This window comes from Hymenobacter sublimis, assembly GCF_023101345.1.
GTDB lineage: Bacteria > Bacteroidota > Bacteroidia > Cytophagales > Hymenobacteraceae > Hymenobacter > Hymenobacter sublimis.
The window spans coordinates 314,607-331,617 of the sequence record NZ_CP095848.1 but is presented as its reverse complement, the minus strand read 5'-3'; the positions used below and the strand labels follow the sequence as shown (position 1 = coordinate 331,617).

At 56.3% G+C, this 17,011-nt stretch carries 17 protein-coding genes; 14 read left to right on the top strand and 3 right to left on the bottom strand.

Features of this window, described 5'->3' with window-relative positions; all coding sequences use genetic code 11:
• The first annotated feature begins 2 nt into the window (after positions 1 to 2).
• From MWH26_RS01460 to MWH26_RS01420, 9 genes are all read left to right on the top strand, one after another.
• On the top strand, positions 3 to 1,271 hold the full coding sequence (locus tag MWH26_RS01460; RefSeq protein WP_247975750.1) for an NADH-quinone oxidoreductase subunit D: 1,269 nt from the start codon (positions 3 to 5) through the stop codon (positions 1,269 to 1,271).
• A gap of 22 nt (positions 1,272 to 1,293) precedes the next feature.
• Positions 1,294 to 1,863 (top strand): NADH-quinone oxidoreductase subunit NuoE family protein, encoded by a 570-nt coding sequence (locus MWH26_RS01455; protein WP_247975749.1) that lies wholly within the window; start codon positions 1,294 to 1,296, stop codon positions 1,861 to 1,863.
• Positions 1,864 to 1,974: 111 nt separating this feature from the next.
• On the top strand, positions 1,975 to 3,315 hold the full coding sequence (gene nuoF, locus MWH26_RS01450) for an NADH-quinone oxidoreductase subunit NuoF (RefSeq protein ID WP_247975748.1): 1,341 nt from the start codon (positions 1,975 to 1,977) through the stop codon (positions 3,313 to 3,315).
• A 138-nt stretch (positions 3,316 to 3,453) separates the two neighbouring features.
• The gene (locus MWH26_RS01445) at positions 3,454 to 4,455 is read left to right on the top strand and encodes an NADH-quinone oxidoreductase subunit G (RefSeq protein WP_244694794.1); all 1,002 of its coding nucleotides are present in this window, start codon (positions 3,454 to 3,456) and stop codon (positions 4,453 to 4,455) included.
• Positions 4,456 to 4,547: 92 nt separating this feature from the next.
• Positions 4,548 to 5,630 carry an NADH-quinone oxidoreductase subunit NuoH gene (gene nuoH / locus MWH26_RS01440; protein ID WP_375374026.1) on the top strand — a complete coding sequence of 361 codons (1,083 nt, stop codon included), beginning with the start codon at positions 4,548 to 4,550 and terminating at the stop codon, positions 5,628 to 5,630.
• A 59-nt stretch (positions 5,631 to 5,689) separates the two neighbouring features.
• Entirely contained in the window at positions 5,690 to 6,265 is a 576-nt protein-coding gene (locus MWH26_RS01435) for a NuoI/complex I 23 kDa subunit family protein (protein WP_244694793.1), read from the top strand.
• A gap of 70 nt (positions 6,266 to 6,335) precedes the next feature.
• Positions 6,336 to 6,848, top strand: a complete 513-nt coding sequence (locus tag MWH26_RS01430; protein ID WP_247975747.1) for an NADH-quinone oxidoreductase subunit J family protein — start codon at positions 6,336 to 6,338, stop codon at positions 6,846 to 6,848.
• Between the two features lie 71 nt (positions 6,849 to 6,919).
• Positions 6,920 to 7,447 (top strand): STM3941 family protein, encoded by a 528-nt coding sequence (locus MWH26_RS01425; protein ID WP_247975746.1) that lies wholly within the window; start codon positions 6,920 to 6,922, stop codon positions 7,445 to 7,447.
• A 164-nt stretch (positions 7,448 to 7,611) separates the two neighbouring features.
• Complete coding sequence (locus tag MWH26_RS01420) at positions 7,612 to 9,366, top strand: serine hydrolase domain-containing protein (RefSeq protein ID WP_247975745.1); 1,755 nt, start codon at positions 7,612 to 7,614, stop codon at positions 9,364 to 9,366.
• A 58-nt stretch (positions 9,367 to 9,424) separates the two neighbouring features.
• Here MWH26_RS01420 and MWH26_RS01415 read toward each other — a convergent pair whose 3' ends face one another.
• From MWH26_RS01415 to MWH26_RS01405, 3 genes are all read right to left on the bottom strand, one after another.
• Positions 9,425 to 9,802 (bottom strand): DUF1682 domain-containing protein, encoded by a 378-nt coding sequence (locus tag MWH26_RS01415; RefSeq protein ID WP_247975744.1) that lies wholly within the window; start codon positions 9,800 to 9,802, stop codon positions 9,425 to 9,427.
• A gap of 63 nt (positions 9,803 to 9,865) precedes the next feature.
• Positions 9,866 to 10,471: an RNA polymerase sigma factor gene (locus MWH26_RS01410; RefSeq protein ID WP_244694788.1), complete on the bottom strand. Its 606-nt coding sequence runs from the start codon at positions 10,469 to 10,471 to the stop codon at positions 9,866 to 9,868.
• A gap of 152 nt (positions 10,472 to 10,623) precedes the next feature.
• The gene (locus MWH26_RS01405; protein ID WP_244694787.1) at positions 10,624 to 11,097 is read right to left on the bottom strand and encodes a MaoC family dehydratase; all 474 of its coding nucleotides are present in this window, start codon (positions 11,095 to 11,097) and stop codon (positions 10,624 to 10,626) included.
• A gap of 272 nt (positions 11,098 to 11,369) precedes the next feature.
• Here MWH26_RS01405 and nuoK point away from each other — a divergent pair, with 272 nt between their 5' ends.
• The 5 genes from nuoK to MWH26_RS01385 all read left to right on the top strand — a co-directional run bounded on the left by nuoK (position 11,370) and on the right by MWH26_RS01385 (position 16,966).
• A complete protein-coding gene (gene nuoK / locus MWH26_RS01400) occupies positions 11,370 to 11,702 on the top strand; it encodes an NADH-quinone oxidoreductase subunit NuoK (RefSeq protein WP_045687923.1) in 333 nt (110 codons plus the stop codon).
• Positions 11,703 to 11,809: 107 nt separating this feature from the next.
• Positions 11,810 to 13,765: an NADH-quinone oxidoreductase subunit L gene (gene nuoL, locus MWH26_RS01395; RefSeq protein ID WP_247975743.1), complete on the top strand. Its 1,956-nt coding sequence runs from the start codon at positions 11,810 to 11,812 to the stop codon at positions 13,763 to 13,765.
• A 4-nt stretch (positions 13,766 to 13,769) separates the two neighbouring features.
• Complete coding sequence (locus MWH26_RS20225; protein WP_375374025.1) at positions 13,770 to 14,039, top strand: superinfection immunity protein; 270 nt, start codon at positions 13,770 to 13,772, stop codon at positions 14,037 to 14,039.
• Entirely contained in the window at positions 14,039 to 15,508 is a 1,470-nt protein-coding gene (locus MWH26_RS01390) for a complex I subunit 4 family protein (RefSeq protein WP_247975742.1), read from the top strand. Before MWH26_RS20225 ends, MWH26_RS01390 begins: the two co-directional genes overlap by 1 nt.
• A 51-nt stretch (positions 15,509 to 15,559) precedes the next feature.
• The gene (locus tag MWH26_RS01385; protein WP_247975741.1) at positions 15,560 to 16,966 is read left to right on the top strand and encodes an NADH-quinone oxidoreductase subunit N; all 1,407 of its coding nucleotides are present in this window, start codon (positions 15,560 to 15,562) and stop codon (positions 16,964 to 16,966) included.
• Positions 16,967 to 17,011: the final 45 nt, after the last annotated feature.

The window sequence follows — 17,011 nt, the reverse complement described above, 5'->3', positions numbered from 1 at the left end:
TCATGGCAGTAAACGACACGCTGGAAGGCACCCGCAAAATTGTGGAAGAAGCCGAGGTGCAGAGACCTAATCTGCACCCGCTGGCGCCTTCCGTCAACGACTTTAACCAGGAACTCACCACCCTGAACCTGGGCCCGACCCACCCCGCTACCCACGGCATCTTCCAGAACATTCTGCAGATGGACGGGGAGCGGATCGTGTCGGGTGTTCCGACCATTGGCTACATTCACCGCGCCTTCGAGAAGATTGCCGAACGCCGGCCTTTCTACCAGATTACGCCCCTGACGGACCGCATGAACTACTGTTCGTCGCCCATCAACAACATGGGTTGGCACATGACGGTAGAAAAGCTGCTGGGTGTAGAAGTGCCCAAACGCGCCCAGTATATCCGGGTTATTCTGATGGAGCTGGCCCGCATCACCGACCACCTGATCTGCAACGGCATTCTGGGGGTAGATACCGGCGCTTTCACCGGCTTCCTCTACCTGATGGACGAGCGGGAGAAGGTGTACGAAATCTATGAGGAAGTAAGCGGCGCCCGCCTGACCACCAACATGGGCCGGGTAGGCGGCATGGAGCGCGACTTCAATGACGTGGCTATTGCCAAGCTGCGGGCCTGGCTGAAAACCTTCCCGGCCGTGATGGCTGAGTTCGAGAAGATGTTCAACCGCAACCGCATTTTCATGGACCGCGTGGTTGATGTAGGTGCCATTTCGGCTGAACGGGCACTGAACTACGGCTTCACCGGCCCCAACCTGCGCGCCGCTGGCGTCGATTACGACGTGCGAGTAATGAACCCTTACTCTAGCTACCAAGATTTCGAGTTCGACATTCCGGTAGGCACCAAGGGCGACACCTACGACCGGTTCATGGTGCGCAATGAGGAAATCTGGCAGAGCCTGCGCATTATTAAGCAGGCCCTGGAAAACCTGCCCGAAGGCCCCTACCACGCCGACGCGCCGCATTACTACCTGCCGCCCAAGCAGGCCGTGTACAAGAACATGGAAGCCCTCATCTATCACTTCAAGATTGTGATGGGCGAGATTGAGGCGCCGGTTGGCGAGGTGTATCACTCGGTAGAAGGCGGCAACGGGGAGCTAGGGTTCTACCTGGTTTCCGACGGAGGCCGCACGCCTTACCGCTTGCACTTCCGCCGCCCTTGCTTTATTTACTACCAGGCTTACACCGAAATGGTAGTGGGCCAAACCCTCTCCGACGCCATCGTGACCCTATCGTCGATGAACGTTATTGCCGGCGAGCTGGACGCGTAGTTTTTTGCTGAATTTGCCCCTTATGGAGACGACTGCCGTCAAGCCACAATTTTCCGAAGCCGCTCAGGCTGAAATCAAGCGTCTGCTTACCCACTACCCCGACGAACGCCGAAAGTCGGCTTTGTTGCCCGTGTTGCACATTGCGCAGGCTGAGTTTGGCGGTTGGGTAAGTCCCGAGGTTCAGAACCTAGTAGCGGAAGTGTTGGACATCAAGCCCATTGAGGTGTACGAGGTTTCTTCCTTTTACACCATGTTCAACCTCAAGCCGGTCGGCAAGCACGTGCTAGAAATCTGCCGCACGGGTCCTTGCATGCTGCGCGGTTCCGACGAGCTGACGGCCCACCTGGAGCGCATTACGGGGGCCAAAGTGGGCGGTCCGGCTTCGGCCGATGGCTTGTTTACCTTGAAGAAGGTAGAGTGCCTGGCAGCCTGCGGCTTCGCTCCTATTGTGCAGGTGCGCGAGAAGTACTACGAGCAACTGGATACGCCGGACGCCGTGGATGCTATGCTCTCGGAACTGCGCAACCAAGTACACCGCCCAGCCTTGCCTTGGGAAGAAACCGGCCTGCCGAACGCGCTGGCCAATAATTAGGCTGCTGGCTATTAGCTATTAGCTAACAGCCCTTCTGCCCCGAGTAATTTTGTTGGTCGGATTCATTCTGACAGCCTACTTACCTAGCTAACAGCTACTAGCTCCAAAGACATGGGACGCAAACTGCTGACCGAACATATTAACGTTGAAGGCATTGATACCTTCGAGGTGTACCGCAAACACGGCGGCTACCGCTCGGTGGAGAAGGCCATCAAAACGATGACCCCTGATGAGGTGGTGGAAGAAGTGAAGAAGTCGGGCCTGCGGGGCCGCGGCGGCGCTGGCTTCCCTACCGGTATGAAGTGGAGTTTCCTGGCCAAGCCCGAAGGCGTGCCGCGCTACCTCGTCTGCAACGCCGACGAATCGGAGCCGGGTACCTTCAAGGATCGGCAGTTAATGTCGAAGCTACCCCATTTGCTTATCGAGGGCATGATTACGAGTTCGTACGCGCTGGGCGCCAACACCTCGTACATCTACATCCGCGGCGAGTTATTGTACGTGCTGCGCATCTTGGAAAAAGCCATTGCCGAAGCCTATGCCAACGGTTTCCTGGGCAAGAACATTCTAGGTTCGGGTTACGACCTGGATCTGCATGTGCACCCCGGTGGGGGCGCCTACATCTGCGGCGAGGAAACGGCCTTGCTGGAGTCTTTGGAGGGTAAGCGTGGCAACCCGCGCAATAAGCCACCGTTCCCGGCCGTGCAAGGTTTGTACGCCCGCCCGACAGTAGTAAACAACGTGGAATCCATTGCCGCCGTGCCCGTCATCGTGAATGAGGGCGGCGACGAATACGCTAAAATTGGCGTGGGCCGGAGCACTGGCACCAAGCTGATTTCGGCCTGTGGCCACCTCAACAAGCCAGGTATCTACGAAATTGAGTTGGGCCTACCCGTCGAGGAATTCATCTACTCCGACGAGTACTGCGGCGGCATCTGGAAAGGTCGGGAATTGAAGGCAGTAGTAGCCGGTGGTTCTTCCGTGCCGATTCTGCCCAAAGAACTCATTCTGAAAACGGCAGCTGGTGAAAACCGCCTGATGACCTACGAGTCGCTTTCCGACGGTGGTTTCGTGACGGGTACCATGCTGGGCTCCGGTGGCTTCATCGCCATGGACGAAACGACCTGCATTGTACGCAACACCTGGAATTTCTCTCGCTTCTACCACCACGAGTCGTGCGGGCAATGTTCGCCCTGCCGCGAGGGTACGGGCTGGATGGAAAAGGTACTGCACCGCCTAGAGCACGGCCACGGCCACATGGAAGATATTGACCTGCTGGTAAGCGTAGCCAAGCAAATCGAGGGCAACACCATTTGTCCGCTTGGTGAAGCCGCCGCTTGGCCAGTTGCCGCTGCCGTGCGTCACTTCCGCCACGAGTTTGAGTGGCATGTGACGCACGCCAAGGAAGCAGCCCAACCGGGTGCCGTGTACCGGGCTAACGCCGTGCTGGTGTAATTTCTTAGTAGTAGAACGTCATGCTGAGTGCAGCGAAGCATCTTGCGTGGCAGCGTTGTAATAGTAATTCTAACGTCAGCACGCGAGATGCTTCGCTGCACTCAGCATGACCGACGACTTTAACAGTCTTCAACCTAAATGGCTAAAATAACTTTCGACGGCGTTGAGGTAGAAGTTCCGGACGGAACTACTATCCTGAATGCAGCCCGCCAAATTGGGGGTAGCATTGTGCCCCCGGCCATGTGCTACTATACCCCGCTGAAAGGCTCGGGCGGCAAATGTCGCGCCTGCCTCGTACGGGTAGCGGCCGGCTCGGCTAAAGACCCGCGCCCCATGCCCAAGCTAGTGGCTTCGTGCGTGACGCCGGTACAAGACGGCATGGTGGTGGAAAACACGACCTCCGAGCAGGTGCTGAACGTGCGCAAGGGCATTGTGGAAATGCTGCTCATCAACCACCCCCTGGACTGCCCCGTGTGCGACCAGGCCGGGGAGTGTGACCTGCAGAACTTTGCTTTTGAGCACGGCGTGAGCACCACCCGCTACCAGGAAGAGCGTCGTACCTTCGAGAAAATCGACATTGGGCCACTGATTCAGCTGCACATGACGCGTTGCATCCTGTGCTACCGTTGCGTGTACACAGCCAATCAGATTACCGATAACCGCGTGCACGGTGTACTGGGCCGCGGCGACGCGGCCGAAATTGGCACCTACATTGAGAACATCATTGATAATGATTTCTCCGGCAACGTCATCGATGTATGCCCGGTAGGAGCCCTGACCGACAAGACGTTCCGCTTTAAATCACGCGTGTGGTTCACCAAACCAGTGAATGCTCACCGCGACTGCCCTAAGTGCTCTGGCAACGTAGTGCTCTGGTACAAAGGCAAGGACGTGCTACGCACCACGGCCCGTAAGGACCAATACGGCGAGGTAAAGGAGTGGATTTGCAACGAGTGCCGCTTCGAAAAGAAGGAAACCTCCGACTGGACGATTGAGGGCCCCGCCCATATCGACCGTTCTTCGGTGATTTCGGCTAACCACTACGAGCTACCCGTGCTGAACCAGTCCGTTATTGCTGACCTGCCCGAAAGCACCCAGCGCGAACTGGCCCAGAATCCGCCGCTTAAATTAGGCTCATAAGTTAGCTAATAGCTGCTAGCTGTTAGCGTCTCTTCATTCCATTCCGAACAAAAGCTATTAGCTACCCGCTAGTAGCTAACAGCTAAAAAAGAATGATTGAACTACCCGCATTAGGCTGGCAATCCATTGTCATCTTCGTTGTTTTCGCGCTTTCGCTGCTGATTGCAACCTACTGCACCTACGCTGAGCGCGTTATTGCAGCCTTTCTCCAGGACCGCGTGGGTCCGGACCGTGCCGGTCCTTACGGCCTAGCCCAGCCCCTGGCTGATGCCGTGAAGATGTTCACGAAGGAAGAATTTTTTCCGGGCGGCGCCAATAAGGCCTTATTCATTTTCGGCCCCTGCTTGGCCATGATTACAGCCCTGATGTCGTCGGCGGTAATTCCGTTCGGCAACAACATGAGCTTCGGCAACAATGCTTTTTTTCTGCAGGGCATTGAGGTTAACATTGGGATGCTGTGGGTGTTTGGCGTCGTTTCGCTGGGTGTTTACGGTGTCATGATTGGGGGCTGGGCCTCTAACAACAAGTTTTCTTTGTTAGGAGCTGTTCGGGCTGCTTCCCAGAACATTAGCTACGAACTGGCCATGGGCATGGCCCTAATTGCTGTGCTGATGATTTCAGGCACGTTGAGCCTGCGCGACATTACCCTGCAGCAGTCGGTGGCGGGTGAGTGGCACTTCTGGAATATTGTGAAGCAACCCTTGGGTTTCATCATTTTCTTGGTGTGTGCCTTTGCTGAAACCAACCGTACGCCCTTCGACTTGCCAGAATGCGAAACCGAGCTGGTAGGTGGGTATCACACGGAGTACTCCTCCATGAAGCTGGGTCTTTACCTCTTCTCGGAGTACGTGAACATCTTCGTAGTATCCGCCGTGATGAGCGTGCTTTACTTCGGCGGCTTCAACTTTCCGTTTCAGTATGAGTTACGCGACTGGTTGGTAAGTAACCACGGCTGGGAGCTGGCTTCGGCTCAGAACCTGATTACCATACTTGGCACGGTTGGCCTATTCCTGAAGATTTTTGCCTTTATTTTCTTCTTCATGTGGATTCGCTGGACCCTACCGCGCTTCCGTTACGACCAGTTGATGCGCCTGGGCTGGACCATCCTGATTCCGTTGGCAGTAATCAACATCCTTATCACCGGCGGGCTCATCCTGTTTGGAGTGATTAATTAACTTTCCTTGCTACCGCGTCATCCGTACCGCTACGGTAGAATGACACTTGGTCTGACCATATGCAACTCACGAATAGAGCTAAGAAACTAGAAAAGAAGCCCATGACCCTGGCCGAGCGGGCCTACCTGCCGGCTATTTTCCAGGGTCTGAGCATCACGATGCGTCACTTCTTCATGAAGAAGGCGACGGTTCGTTACCCAGAAGAAGTTCGTCCCTTCGCCCCCATTTTCCGGGGCTTACACGTGCTTAAGCGCGATGAACAGGGCCGGGAGCGGTGCACCGCCTGCGGCTTGTGCGCCGTAGCCTGCCCCGCCGAGGCCATTACCATGGTAGCCGGCGAGCGGAAAAAGGGCGAGGAAGGCCTGTACCGAGAAGAGAAGTACGCCATCAGCTACGAGGTGAACATGCTGCGCTGTATTTTCTGCGGTCTATGCGAGGAAGCCTGCCCCAAAGCAGCAGTCTACCTGCAAGCTGATAAAATCGCGCCGCCTCGTTACGAGCGGGACGAGTTTATCTACGGCAAGGACCGCCTCGTGGAGCCCGTGTCGCCGGATGAGCGCTCAGTGCGTGGCATTCAGCTGACGCCGGAGCAAGCCGATGCGCTTCGCAATAAGCTAGCCCAGCAGCCGGCGTAACCTACTTATTCATGGGAAGGAGCAGGCGGGAAGCCTCGCCAGTTCCTTCTGCATGGCAAACTCCTTGTTTATGTCTCCTCTTTTCCTCTTCCTGGCTTTTGTGGCGCTGCTTAGCGCATTGGGTGTGGTTTTCGCCAAAAACCCAGTGCACAGCGTGCTCTTCCTAATTCTGACGTTCTTCGCTTTGTCAGGTCACTACCTGCTGCTGAACGCACAGTTTTTGGCGGCGGTAAACATTATTGTGTACGCCGGCGCCATCATGGTTCTGTTCCTGTTCGTGATTATGTTCCTGAACTTGAATGTGGACACGGAGCCGCATAAGCCTGCCCTGGCCAAGATTGCCGCCGCAGTGGCTGGGGGGTCCTTGCTGCTGATTTTGGTAGTGGCCTTGAAGGATGTGTTACCTACCGGTGCCCCCATCGACGCTACCTTCGACTCACAGATTGGGATGGTAAATCGCCTGGGCCTGGTATTGTACAGGGAGTATTTGCTGCCCTTTGAACTGGCCTCGGTGCTGTTCTTGGTTGCCATGGTAGGAGCCGTTATGCTCGGCAAGCGTGAGGTAGGCGAGCGAAACTTCTAGCATGACCCTGCCGAACCGGCAGAACAGAAAGCGGCTACTGAACCATCAGTAGCCGCTTTTTTTATGTTTGCATGATGGAAGTAAAGCTATACAAGTCTCGGTGGCGCGCCATAAAGCTGCTGATTGGTTGCTCAGGTTTCGTTGCGGTAGGCTGCGGACTGTTGATTAAGGGCACTACTCCGCAGTGGGGAGCGTGGGCGTGCATCCTGTTTTTTGGGCTGGGCTATCCAGTGGGCATCTACCATTTGCTGGACCGCCGGCCCCAAATCATCCTGAACGAAGCCGGTATTTTCGACCGGATGGCGCATAACGTGTTCATCAACTGGCATATTATCGAGGATGCCTACTTGGCTGAAGTACACGGGCAGAAGTTTATCTGCTTGGTTGTGCGGCCCGAATTGGAGCCGTCGCGCGGAAAAGGAAAGCTAGCCCAAAAGCTAGCCCCAATTTCAAAGCACTTAGGTTTTCAGGAACTCAATATTTCCTTAGGCCAGATCAACGTTGATGAGGTGAGGCTGCTTGAGTTTATCCTGCTCATGTCGAAAGCTAGCGCTGATGTGCGCGTACCTTTGCTTGAAGACTTTTACAAGAGAGCTTGATTTGCAATATCAGTGATTAGCTTGTCAATTTCTTTTAAAAATTAAACTTTATCCCGCAATCTACTTACCAAATTCTCCATATTATCTAATAAAATTGTAAGTCTGCTAGAAGACTGCAGCAGCTGTATTTAGCTGTTATAGAGACTATTTATCAGGTTGGATTTGTGAAGAAGTTGCTGGCCCTACTGCTGGGCTTGCTGGCCTACCCGGCCTGGGCGCAAACGGGTGCATCGGCGCCCGAAACGGCACCGTGTGATGCCGTTATTCAAAAGTTCATGACTCGCTGGAAGCTTCCCGGTGCTTCCGTGGCCATCAGCCGGAACGGCCAGCTGGTGTACGTCCGCGGCTTTGGCTACGCCGACCTGGCTAAAAGTCAGCCCGCGACGCCCGCCACCCTGTTTCGGGTGGCCAGCGTGTCAAAGCCCGTAACCTCTGTAGCCATTATGAAGCTGCTAGAAGAGGGCCGCCTTGATCTTCAGCACAGAGCTTTTGGCCCCCAGGGCTACCTCGATAACCCCTATTACACCAGCGTCATCACCGACCCGCGCATCTATACCATTACGGTGCGCCAGCTACTAGAACACACCGCGGGCTGGAACCGCGACGCAGGCGTGGATGGCTTTAGCAGCTCCGACCCCATAGACTTTCCGGTCCATGTGGCGCAGGTAATGAACGTGCCCAATCCAGTTGGCGACTCCACGTTAGTACGCTACCTACTGAGCCAAGGGTTAAACTTCACGCCCGGCAGCCGGTTCGCTTACTCCAACATCGGTTACCTGATTCTGGGTAAAATCATCGAGAAAGTAACCGGGCAGCGCTATGAAACGTGGGTCCGCACCCACGTTCTGGCTCCTAGTGGTATTCGGGAGGCTCACCTGGCCCGCAACCTGCGGCCGGATAAGCAGGAAAACGAGGCGGAATATTTCTGTCCGCTCATGGGTGAATCGTGCTATGGCACGGGTAAGCAAGTGCCTTTTGCCTACGGCGGGGCTAATCTGGAAGCCATGAATGCCCACGGGGGCTGGCTTTTCACGGCCCGGGATTTGGTGCGGCTGCTACTTTCAATCGATGGCTCCCCTACCCGCCCCGACATCCTGCAGGCATCCACTCTGGACACTATGACGGCCCCTTCCCAGGCAACCCGGCGCTACGGCAAGGGCTGGATGCTCAGCAAGCGCGGGGTGTGGTGGCATACCGGTTGCCTCAACGGCTCGACCAGCCTGGTAGCCCGCACATCCGATGGCTACACCTGGGCCCTGCTATTCAACGCCTGCCCCAACACCAACCGCTTCTGGAATGACGTGGAGGAATTGGGCTGGGACTGCGTGAATAGTACCAACGCGTGGCCATCCGTTGACCTATTTCCGCCCGAACAACACGCCACTCGGCTCCGGGTGAAGCGAACCGCCGCCAACTCAGCTACTCTGGCCTGGAGGAATGGCAACGGCACGCACCGGCTGGTAGTAGTGCGCGAAGGCGCCCCGGTCAATGCTTTTCCGCTGGATGGCCGTACCTACGCCGGGGGGCGCATACTAGGTAACGGGGCCACCCTGGGCCACGGTAACTACGTGGTAGCCGCCGGCCCCGACAGCACTGTGCAGGTAAACGGCCTGCTGCCCGGGCGCACGTATTACGCCCGCGTAATGGAGTATCGGCTGGGTGAGCAGACGGGCATGCAGCCGGTGTACGCCTTCGACGGGAACCCGAGCATTCACTTCCAGCTTCCTGAGTCGGCTCCGCTGGCTAAAGCAAAGGCCCGGGGTACTTCCTACAAGAACACCTTGGCAAGTAAAGTGCGAGCCAAAAGTTCTCGGGCGGCCCCGCCCGCCCTACCCTCCCGGCCTAAGGCGCAACCTACCTCGGAGCAGACCTCTTACCTGGGGCGCCTACGCAGCTTGCTCAGTTGGCACAAGGAATAAGAAGTTACGTGTATTTCAATAAAAAAGGCCCTGGGTGAATAACCCAGGGCCTTGTTGTTTAGAGTGAGGAAGTGGACGGTTCTTCTGCGGGGGAGCGACGCATCCAGGCCGGGCCACAGCTGGCGCGCATCTTCTGCCGGAACTTCTCCTGCTCTTCCGGGGTTAGGCCCGCCATCCGAGACTCCATCTTTTGCTTCCACAGGCGCCGCCGCTGGGCCCAGGCTTGGCCCCGGCCCCCGCGGCCCCACCCGCCAAACAGGATGCGGGAAAGCAGCAATAGCCCTAGGGTTTGCCAGAACGTGATGGTGGGTCCGTGGAACAAGGCTGGCACCAGCCAATTCCACAGGTACATAGTTAGGTAGCCGGCTACGGCCACGAACAAGGTACCAAAAAGTATGAATTTGAGGCCGCCAAGCAGCCAAAAGGAGCGGTTCATGTTATGTAAGTCAAAAGCAGAGAAGAAAGGAAAGACAACGCCTTGCCGTACTTTTCAGATGAGTTAGTCAGTAAACAACTCGGTATAGAGCGTTTGCAGGCGCTTGCGCAGGTGCTGCACGGCGTAATGCTTGCGCGAAATCAGGGTTTTTAGCGGAACGCCGGTTTCCTCTTCCATTTCGCGGAAGGTTTTGTCTTCCAACTCGTGCCAGATGAATACCTGCCGCTGGGCTGCTGGTAGCTCCGCCAGCGCGTCGGAAAGGGCCTCCATGAGCGTCTCGCGCAATAAGCGGTTTTCCGGCGCATCGTCGGGCGCGGGCAGGATGTCGGCCAGCAGTAGCGTATTTTCCTCCCCGTCGGCCGCATATAGGGCCATTTCATCTTCCAACGAAACCGGCTTTTTGCGGCGGTACAGGTCCGTAATTTTGTTGCGGGCTACGCGAAACAGCCAGGCGGCCGCCTGCTCCACCGGTTTCAGCATCCGGTAGCTCTCCACCAGTTCCGCAAACACGTCCTGGAGCACGTCTTCGGCCTCGGTTTCATCGGGGATGCGGCGGCGAATAAAGGCCAGCAGGCGTGTGCGCTGGGTGCGTACAGCTTCCTGAATTTGCAGGTCCTGGTGGCCAGCCGTCATCAGTGAGGCGTCGAGTGGGTAGGCAATAGTTTCCATTCTACTCCGGCAGACGCGGGAGCCTTCTGAATACTTTATCCTAGGTAGTAATTATTTAAGGATGCCCTCAGCCCGCACGAATTCAAAAAACGCCCTGGCAGCCGAAGGCTCTCGTTAAGCTGGAATTGCTAAGAGGGAAATACTAGCGCCCTTTACTGCGCCGGATTATCGAAATGATACAGGAAGGTGATAATGCCTGTATACGCGGGTTTACGGCTGCCTTCAATATTCAGTGCTACCTCGATGCGGGCCTTGGCAATGCCGCGCAAATCTTTCACCGACAGTAGCTTAGCCCGCAGCTGCACCTGGCTATCCACCGTTACAGCTTGGTTGAAGCGTAGGCTCTCGATTTCGTAGTTGACCTGCATCTTCAGGTTCTCAATGGCTACAATCTGGTTCCAGAGGTAGGGCAGCAAAGCTACCGTGAGGTAGCCGTGGGCAATGGTAGCCCCGAAAGGCGACTCCGTTTTAGCGCGCTCAGCATCCAAATGAATCCACTGAAAATCGAGCGTGGCGGCCGCAAACTGGTTGATTTGCTCCTGCGTGATGCGGTGGTAGGGCGAGATTCCCAGCTCTTGTCCTTCGTACTGCAACAACTCGGTCAGGCTGCCAATGGTAATGCTCATGCGGGTAGAAAATTGGGGTGAGGATACGAAGGTAGGAAACGGGCGCCAGCGGCCCGGCCTGCAAAGATGGGGTTCAGGCGGGAAATGAAAACTACCGTTACTAGCTGCCCAGCCCCATCCGGCGCCCCGCCGGCAGCGAATCTTCGCCTCGCGCCAGCCCAGAAAGGGTCAGATTTTGCCGTGGCGTTTTCCAATTTTCAGGATACCTTTGCCGGCTAGTTGTCCTGAACTCCTCTATAGTTCGGGCGTCCTTTCGCCGTCAGCCTTCCCGCATGGACCAGAACATACCGCAGGTCATCCAAACGGTACCCCTTCAGTACTACGTTTTCTTTGCCACCGCCTTGTTTTCCATTGGGGTGCTCGGAGTACTAACCCGCCGAAATGCCATTATCATCTTTATGTGCGTGGAGCTGATGCTCAATGCCGTGAATGTGCTGCTGACGGCTTTTTCAGCCTACCGGGCCGACGCGAACGGGCAGATTTTTGTGTTTTTCATCATGGCTGTGGCCGCCGCGGAAGTAGCCGTGGGCCTGGCCATTATTGTGATGATTTACCGCAACCTGCAAAACACCGACGTTAATCTGCTTAACCGACTGAAGTTCTAGGTTTGAGCCTCAAGAGCTTAAGGCCTTGGATGCCCGGCTTTTCTGTTGAACGGAAGTAGCCAATGCAAGCCAAGCCGTTGAGCCCTAGGCCCCAAGACCCCATTCATATGCAAGAACAAGTATTACCCGCTGCCAGCGCCCCGTACGCCACTTTTCTGTACGTGCTGATTCCGCTGCTGCCGTTTCTGGGTTTTCTCATCAACGGGCTGCTAAACCGGCGGCTTTCCGGCACAGTAGCCGGCCTGATTAGCTCGGCGGCTGTACTCGGCTCCTTTGCTATTTCCGTGTTCCTGTTCCTGAATTTTCAGTACCAGTACACCGTCACGCTCTTCGACTGGATTTCGGTAGGCTCCCTGCAGATTCCGTTTTCCTACCAGATTGATCAGCTCAGCCTGATTATGCTGCTGCTGGTAACGGGCGTGGGCTTCCTGATTCACGTCTACAGCATCGGTTACATGCACCACGACGAGAACGTGGGCAAGTTCTTTAGCTTCCTGAATCTGTTCGTGTTCAGCATGTTGGTGCTGGTGCTGGGGGCTAACTTCGTGATTCTGTTTATCGGCTGGGAAGGCGTGGGGCTCTGCTCCTACCTGCTGATCGGCTTCTGGAACAAGAACCACAACTACAACAACGCCGCCAAGAAAGCCTTCATTATCAACCGCATCGGTGACTTGGGCTTTCTGTTGGGCATTTTCCTGATCTACCTCACCTTCAACTCAGTGCAGTTTGGGGAGGTATTTCAGAAGGCGCATTTGGGCCAGTTTGGTCCCTACACCGTGAGCATCGTCACGGTGATTACCCTGCTGCTTTTCGTGGGCGCCACTGGTAAATCGGCCCAGCTGCCGCTCTATACCTGGCTGCCCGACGCCATGGCAGGCCCTACCCCCGTATCGGCCCTGATTCACGCCGCTACCATGGTTACGGCGGGCATTTACATGATTCTGCGCGCCAACGTGCTGTTCACGCTGGCCCCCGATACACTCGAAATCATTGCCATTATTGGGGCCGCCACGGCCCTGTTCGCCGCTACCATCGGGCTGGCCCAGAACGATATCAAGAAAGTACTGGCCTATTCCACCGTTTCGCAGCTGGGCTATATGTTCTTGGCTCTGGGCGTTATGGGCTACAGCACTTCCCTGTTCCACGTCCTGACGCACGCCTTCTTCAAGGCCCTGATGTTCCTGGGCGCGGGCTCCGTGATTCACGCCATGAGCAACGAGCAGGACATGCGCCGCATGGGCGGTTTGCGTAAGGCGCTGCCCATTACGTTTATCACCTTCCTGATTGGCTGCCTAGCCATTGCCGGCATCCCACCCTTCTCGGGCTTCTTCTCCAAAGATGAAATTCTGCTGCACGCCTACCAGCACAGCAAGGCCCTGTACGCGGTAGGCCTATTTACGGCTTTCCTGACGGCTTTCTACATGTTCCGGTTGCTGTTCCTGACTTTCTTCGGTGAGTTCCGCGGCACGGAGGAGCAGAAGCACCACCTGCACGAGTCGCCGGCTTCTATGACGCTACCGCTCATCGTGCTGGCTATTCTGGCTGCTGTGGGTGGTTTTATGAATGCGCCACTGCTGCTGGGCGAAGGCAACGGCTACCTCGCTAATTACCTTGCACCTCTCTTTACTTACTCCAAACAGCTAAACCCCGAAGCATTCGGAGTTGAAGTCGACCACGCCACCGAGTACATGCTCATCGGCCTTTCGGTGGGAGCCGGCGTACTGGGTATCATCTTCGCCTACGTGCAGTACGTAAGCCGTGGCGTACGTCCCGCCGAAGATGAAGCCCACCGTTCGGCCCCGGAAAATGTGGTCTACCACAAATACTACATCGACGAGCTATACAACACTTTGTTCGTGCGCCTCATCATGGGCCTCTCGCGCGGGCTCTACCGCTACGTGGAAAATGGCATCATTGACCCGGTAGTGAACGGCTTCGGCCGCCTGACCATGGGCGGTGGGCAACTACTGCGCTACGTGCAAACTGGTTCCGTGGAAACCTACCTCATCTTGATGGTAATAGGCATTGTGCTGGTGCTGGCCTTGAACTACGTGAAGTTTTAGGTACATGCAGGGCGCATTACTCCTAGCAGATATACTCGAACCAGGCTTTTCCTCCACCGGAGCCTTGTTCATGCTGACGTGCTACTTAATGCCCGCCCTTTTCGGTCGTGACCAGCAGAACGGTCGGACCATATTCTTCCTGAATCTGCTTTTGGGCTGGACCATCATCGGGTGGTTCTACGCTCTTCATCTTGCGCTCAAACTGTCGCCTGCTGATCGGGAAGCTGCCGCTTCACACGGCTTTTGGCGTCAAAAGAACAACCTGATTAGCTAATGCTGACTGTCCTTCTCCTACTCTGGCCCGTGGCGGCCGCTCTGCTGCTGCACTTCTTCAAAGGGCGCACGGCCCGGGTCGCGGCCTTTGGCGCGGCGCTGGTTGAATTTGTGTTGGCGGCCTACGCGGCCTTCATCTTCAACGCCAACAACTCCGGTCAGTTCTCGCTGAACCTACCCTGGATTGCCTCCGCGGGCATCAACTTCCACGTGGGCATGGACGGTTTGAGCTTGCTGCTAGTGCTATTGACGGCTTTCCTGGTGCCGATTATTCTGCTGGCCGCTTTCCGCCGCAATTTCGAGAACGAGTCGGTGTTCTACGCCCTGGTCTTGTTTATGGAAACCGGCCTGATTGGCGTCTTTACCGCTCAGGATGCGTTTCTGTTCTACTTCTTCTGGGAGGTAGCCCTCATTCCGATTTACTTCCTGGCCGGTGTATGGGGCGGCGCGAATCGGGCCAAAGTCACGTTTAAGTTTTTCTTGTATACCATCGTCGGCTCCTTGTTCATGCTGGCCGGCTTCGTGTACCTCTACTTCCAGACCGGCCCCGCGGCCAACGGGCTGGCGGCACACAACTCCGACCTGGCTTCCTTCTACAACCTGAACCTACCCGCCGAAACCCAGGCCTGGCTGTTCTGGCTGATTTTTGCGGCCTTCGCCGTGAAGATGCCCATCTTCCCCTTCCACACCTGGCAGCCCGACACCTACACCGAAGCCCCCGCACCGGCTACCATGCTGCTCTCGGGCATTATGCTGAAGATGGGTATTTACGGTTGCATGCGCTGGCTGCTGCCCGTGGTGCCCCTGGGCGTCGATCGGTGGCAGAATCTAGTGCTCATCCTGGCCGTTATCGGTATTATTTACGGAGCCATCATTGCCATCCGTCAGCAGGACGTGAAGCGCCTGATTGCGTACTCCTCCCTCTCGCACGTAGGGCTGATGATTGCCGGCGTGTTTTCGCTGACGCAAATGGGCTTGCAGGGCGCTAGCATTCAGATGCTGGCCCACGGCGTAAACGTAGTAGGTATGTTCTTCATTGCCGATGCTATTGAGCGCCGCACCGGCACTCGCAGCATTGCCGACCTGGGTGGCCTAACCCGTCAGGCGCCGGTGCTTACGGTGTGCTTCCTGGTGTTGCTGCTCGGTACAGTGGCCCTTCCTTTGACCAATGGATTCGTCGGTGAGTTTCTGCTGCTGGCCGGCGTGTACCAGTACAATGCCTGGATGGGCGCCGTGGCCGGCGTGACCATCATTCTGGGCGCGGTGTACTTGCTACGCATGTTCCAGCGGGTGATGCTAGGCCCGGATTCCTCTTTCACCGCTACCTTCACTGACCTGACCGGCGCGGAACTGGCCTTGCTGGTGCCACTTATCGTGCTGGTATTCTGGATTGGCTTGTTCCCGAACACCTTCCTGCACCTGTCGGAAGGCAGCGTACTGAGCATTCTGAACGAGGTAGTAAAACGCTAAACTGACGGTAGTTCGCGGCGGCTTCCGCCGTGGCAACTCCCTCCTACGCTAATGAATTCAATCATTCTACTTTCCGTTCTGGGCCTGGGCAACCTGTTTCTCGGGTTTCGCCGCTCCAACCGGTTGCTGCTACCTGCGGCCATGCTCATGCTGGCCGTGGTATTCGGGGTAAATTTCCTGGACTGGGGCACTACAGAGTCGTTTTTTAACGACATGCTGGTCGTCGACAACTTCTCGGTAGCCTTCACTGGAATTGTAGTCCTGACGGCCCTGCTGCTGCTACCCTTCTCTCAGAAGTACGTGCACGACGGCGAAGCTAACCTTGCAGAGTACTACTCTCTGCTGCTTTTCTCGCTGGTAGGCGCCATCATGATGGTGTCGTATAATCACCTGCTGATGCTGTTCCTGGGGATTGAAACCCTGAGTATTGCTATGTACGTGTTGGCGGGTTCCGATAAGCGCAACCTGCGCTCCAATGAAGCGGCCCTGAAGTACTTCCTGATGGGAGCCTTCGCCACCGGTATTCTGCTCTTCGGCATGGCTCTGGTGTACGGTGCCACTGGCACTTTCGTGCTGCGCGACATCAGCTTTGCGGTACAGAACCCCGTCAATGCCTCGCTCACGCCCATGCTCTACATTGGCATGCTGCTCATGCTGATTGGCATCGGCTTCAAAGTATCGGCCGCGCCCTTCCACTTCTGGACCCCCGATGTGTACGAGGGCACGCCTACCTTCTTCGCGGCTTTCATGAGCACGGTGGTGAAGACGGCGGGCTTTGCGGCCTTCCTGAAGCTACTGGTGCAGGCCTTCCCGGCCGCTGCGGCCCAAGGTCTGTGGCTGCCTACCCTCACGGCCATGTGCGTACTTACCTTGCTAATTGGCAACGTAGGAGCCGTAGCCCAAACCAGCATCAAGCGGATGCTGGCCTACTCTAGCGTATCGCACGCTGGCTACCTGCTGATTGGCCTAGTAGCCTTCAACGGACAATTGGAAGGAGCTTCCGCTAACGGCGTTTTCTTCTACTCCCTAGCTTACTCCGTCGCTACTGTGGCCGCTTTCGGGGTACTCAAGTTGGTGGCTGATGCGCGCATGCGCGAGGACTATAACGGCCTGAATGGCCTGGCCAAAACCAACCCGCTGCTGGCCTTTGTATTGACGGTGGCCATGCTGTCGTTGGCTGGAATTCCGCTTACGGGTGGCTTCTTCGGCAAGTTCTTTGTGTTCTCGGCCGCCGTAGAGAACGGCTACATTGGTCTCGTGGTGTTTGCCGTGGTGATGTCGATGGTTAGCATTTACTACTACCTGCGGCCCATTATTGCCATGTACATGAACGACCCTGATGCTACCACCGCCGAGCCAGTGCCGGTTAGCGCATTCCAGTCGGCGGCCCTGCTGCTGCTGGCCTTGCTAACGGTAGTACTCGGTGTACTACCGGGCCTGGTGAGTGGCATCTTATAAGCGCCGTAGCGTAACAATCGACAGCACATAAAAAAAGCGCAGCCC

Coding starts and splice junctions, on each gene's coding strand:
- MWH26_RS01460 (WP_247975750.1), top strand. CDS start 3: ATGGCAGTAAACGACACGCTGGAAGGCACCCGCAAAATTGTGGAAGAA.
- MWH26_RS01455 (WP_247975749.1), top strand. CDS start 1,294: ATGGAGACGACTGCCGTCAAGCCACAATTTTCCGAAGCCGCTCAGGCT.
- nuoF (WP_247975748.1), top strand. CDS start 1,975: ATGGGACGCAAACTGCTGACCGAACATATTAACGTTGAAGGCATTGAT.
- MWH26_RS01445 (WP_244694794.1), top strand. CDS start 3,454: ATGGCTAAAATAACTTTCGACGGCGTTGAGGTAGAAGTTCCGGACGGA.
- nuoH (WP_375374026.1), top strand. CDS start 4,548: ATGATTGAACTACCCGCATTAGGCTGGCAATCCATTGTCATCTTCGTT.
- MWH26_RS01435 (WP_244694793.1), top strand. CDS start 5,690: ATGCAACTCACGAATAGAGCTAAGAAACTAGAAAAGAAGCCCATGACC.
- MWH26_RS01430 (WP_247975747.1), top strand. CDS start 6,336: ATGTCTCCTCTTTTCCTCTTCCTGGCTTTTGTGGCGCTGCTTAGCGCA.
- MWH26_RS01425 (WP_247975746.1), top strand. CDS start 6,920: ATGATGGAAGTAAAGCTATACAAGTCTCGGTGGCGCGCCATAAAGCTG.
- MWH26_RS01415 (WP_247975744.1), bottom strand. CDS start 9,802: ATGAACCGCTCCTTTTGGCTGCTTGGCGGCCTCAAATTCATACTTTTT.
- MWH26_RS01410 (WP_244694788.1), bottom strand. CDS start 10,471: ATGGAAACTATTGCCTACCCACTCGACGCCTCACTGATGACGGCTGGC.
- MWH26_RS01405 (WP_244694787.1), bottom strand. CDS start 11,097: ATGAGCATTACCATTGGCAGCCTGACCGAGTTGTTGCAGTACGAAGGA.
- nuoK (WP_045687923.1), top strand. CDS start 11,370: ATGGACCAGAACATACCGCAGGTCATCCAAACGGTACCCCTTCAGTAC.
- nuoL (WP_247975743.1), top strand. CDS start 11,810: ATGCAAGAACAAGTATTACCCGCTGCCAGCGCCCCGTACGCCACTTTT.
- MWH26_RS20225 (WP_375374025.1), top strand. CDS start 13,770: ATGCAGGGCGCATTACTCCTAGCAGATATACTCGAACCAGGCTTTTCC.
- MWH26_RS01390 (WP_247975742.1), top strand. CDS start 14,039: ATGCTGACTGTCCTTCTCCTACTCTGGCCCGTGGCGGCCGCTCTGCTG.
- MWH26_RS01385 (WP_247975741.1), top strand. CDS start 15,560: ATGAATTCAATCATTCTACTTTCCGTTCTGGGCCTGGGCAACCTGTTT.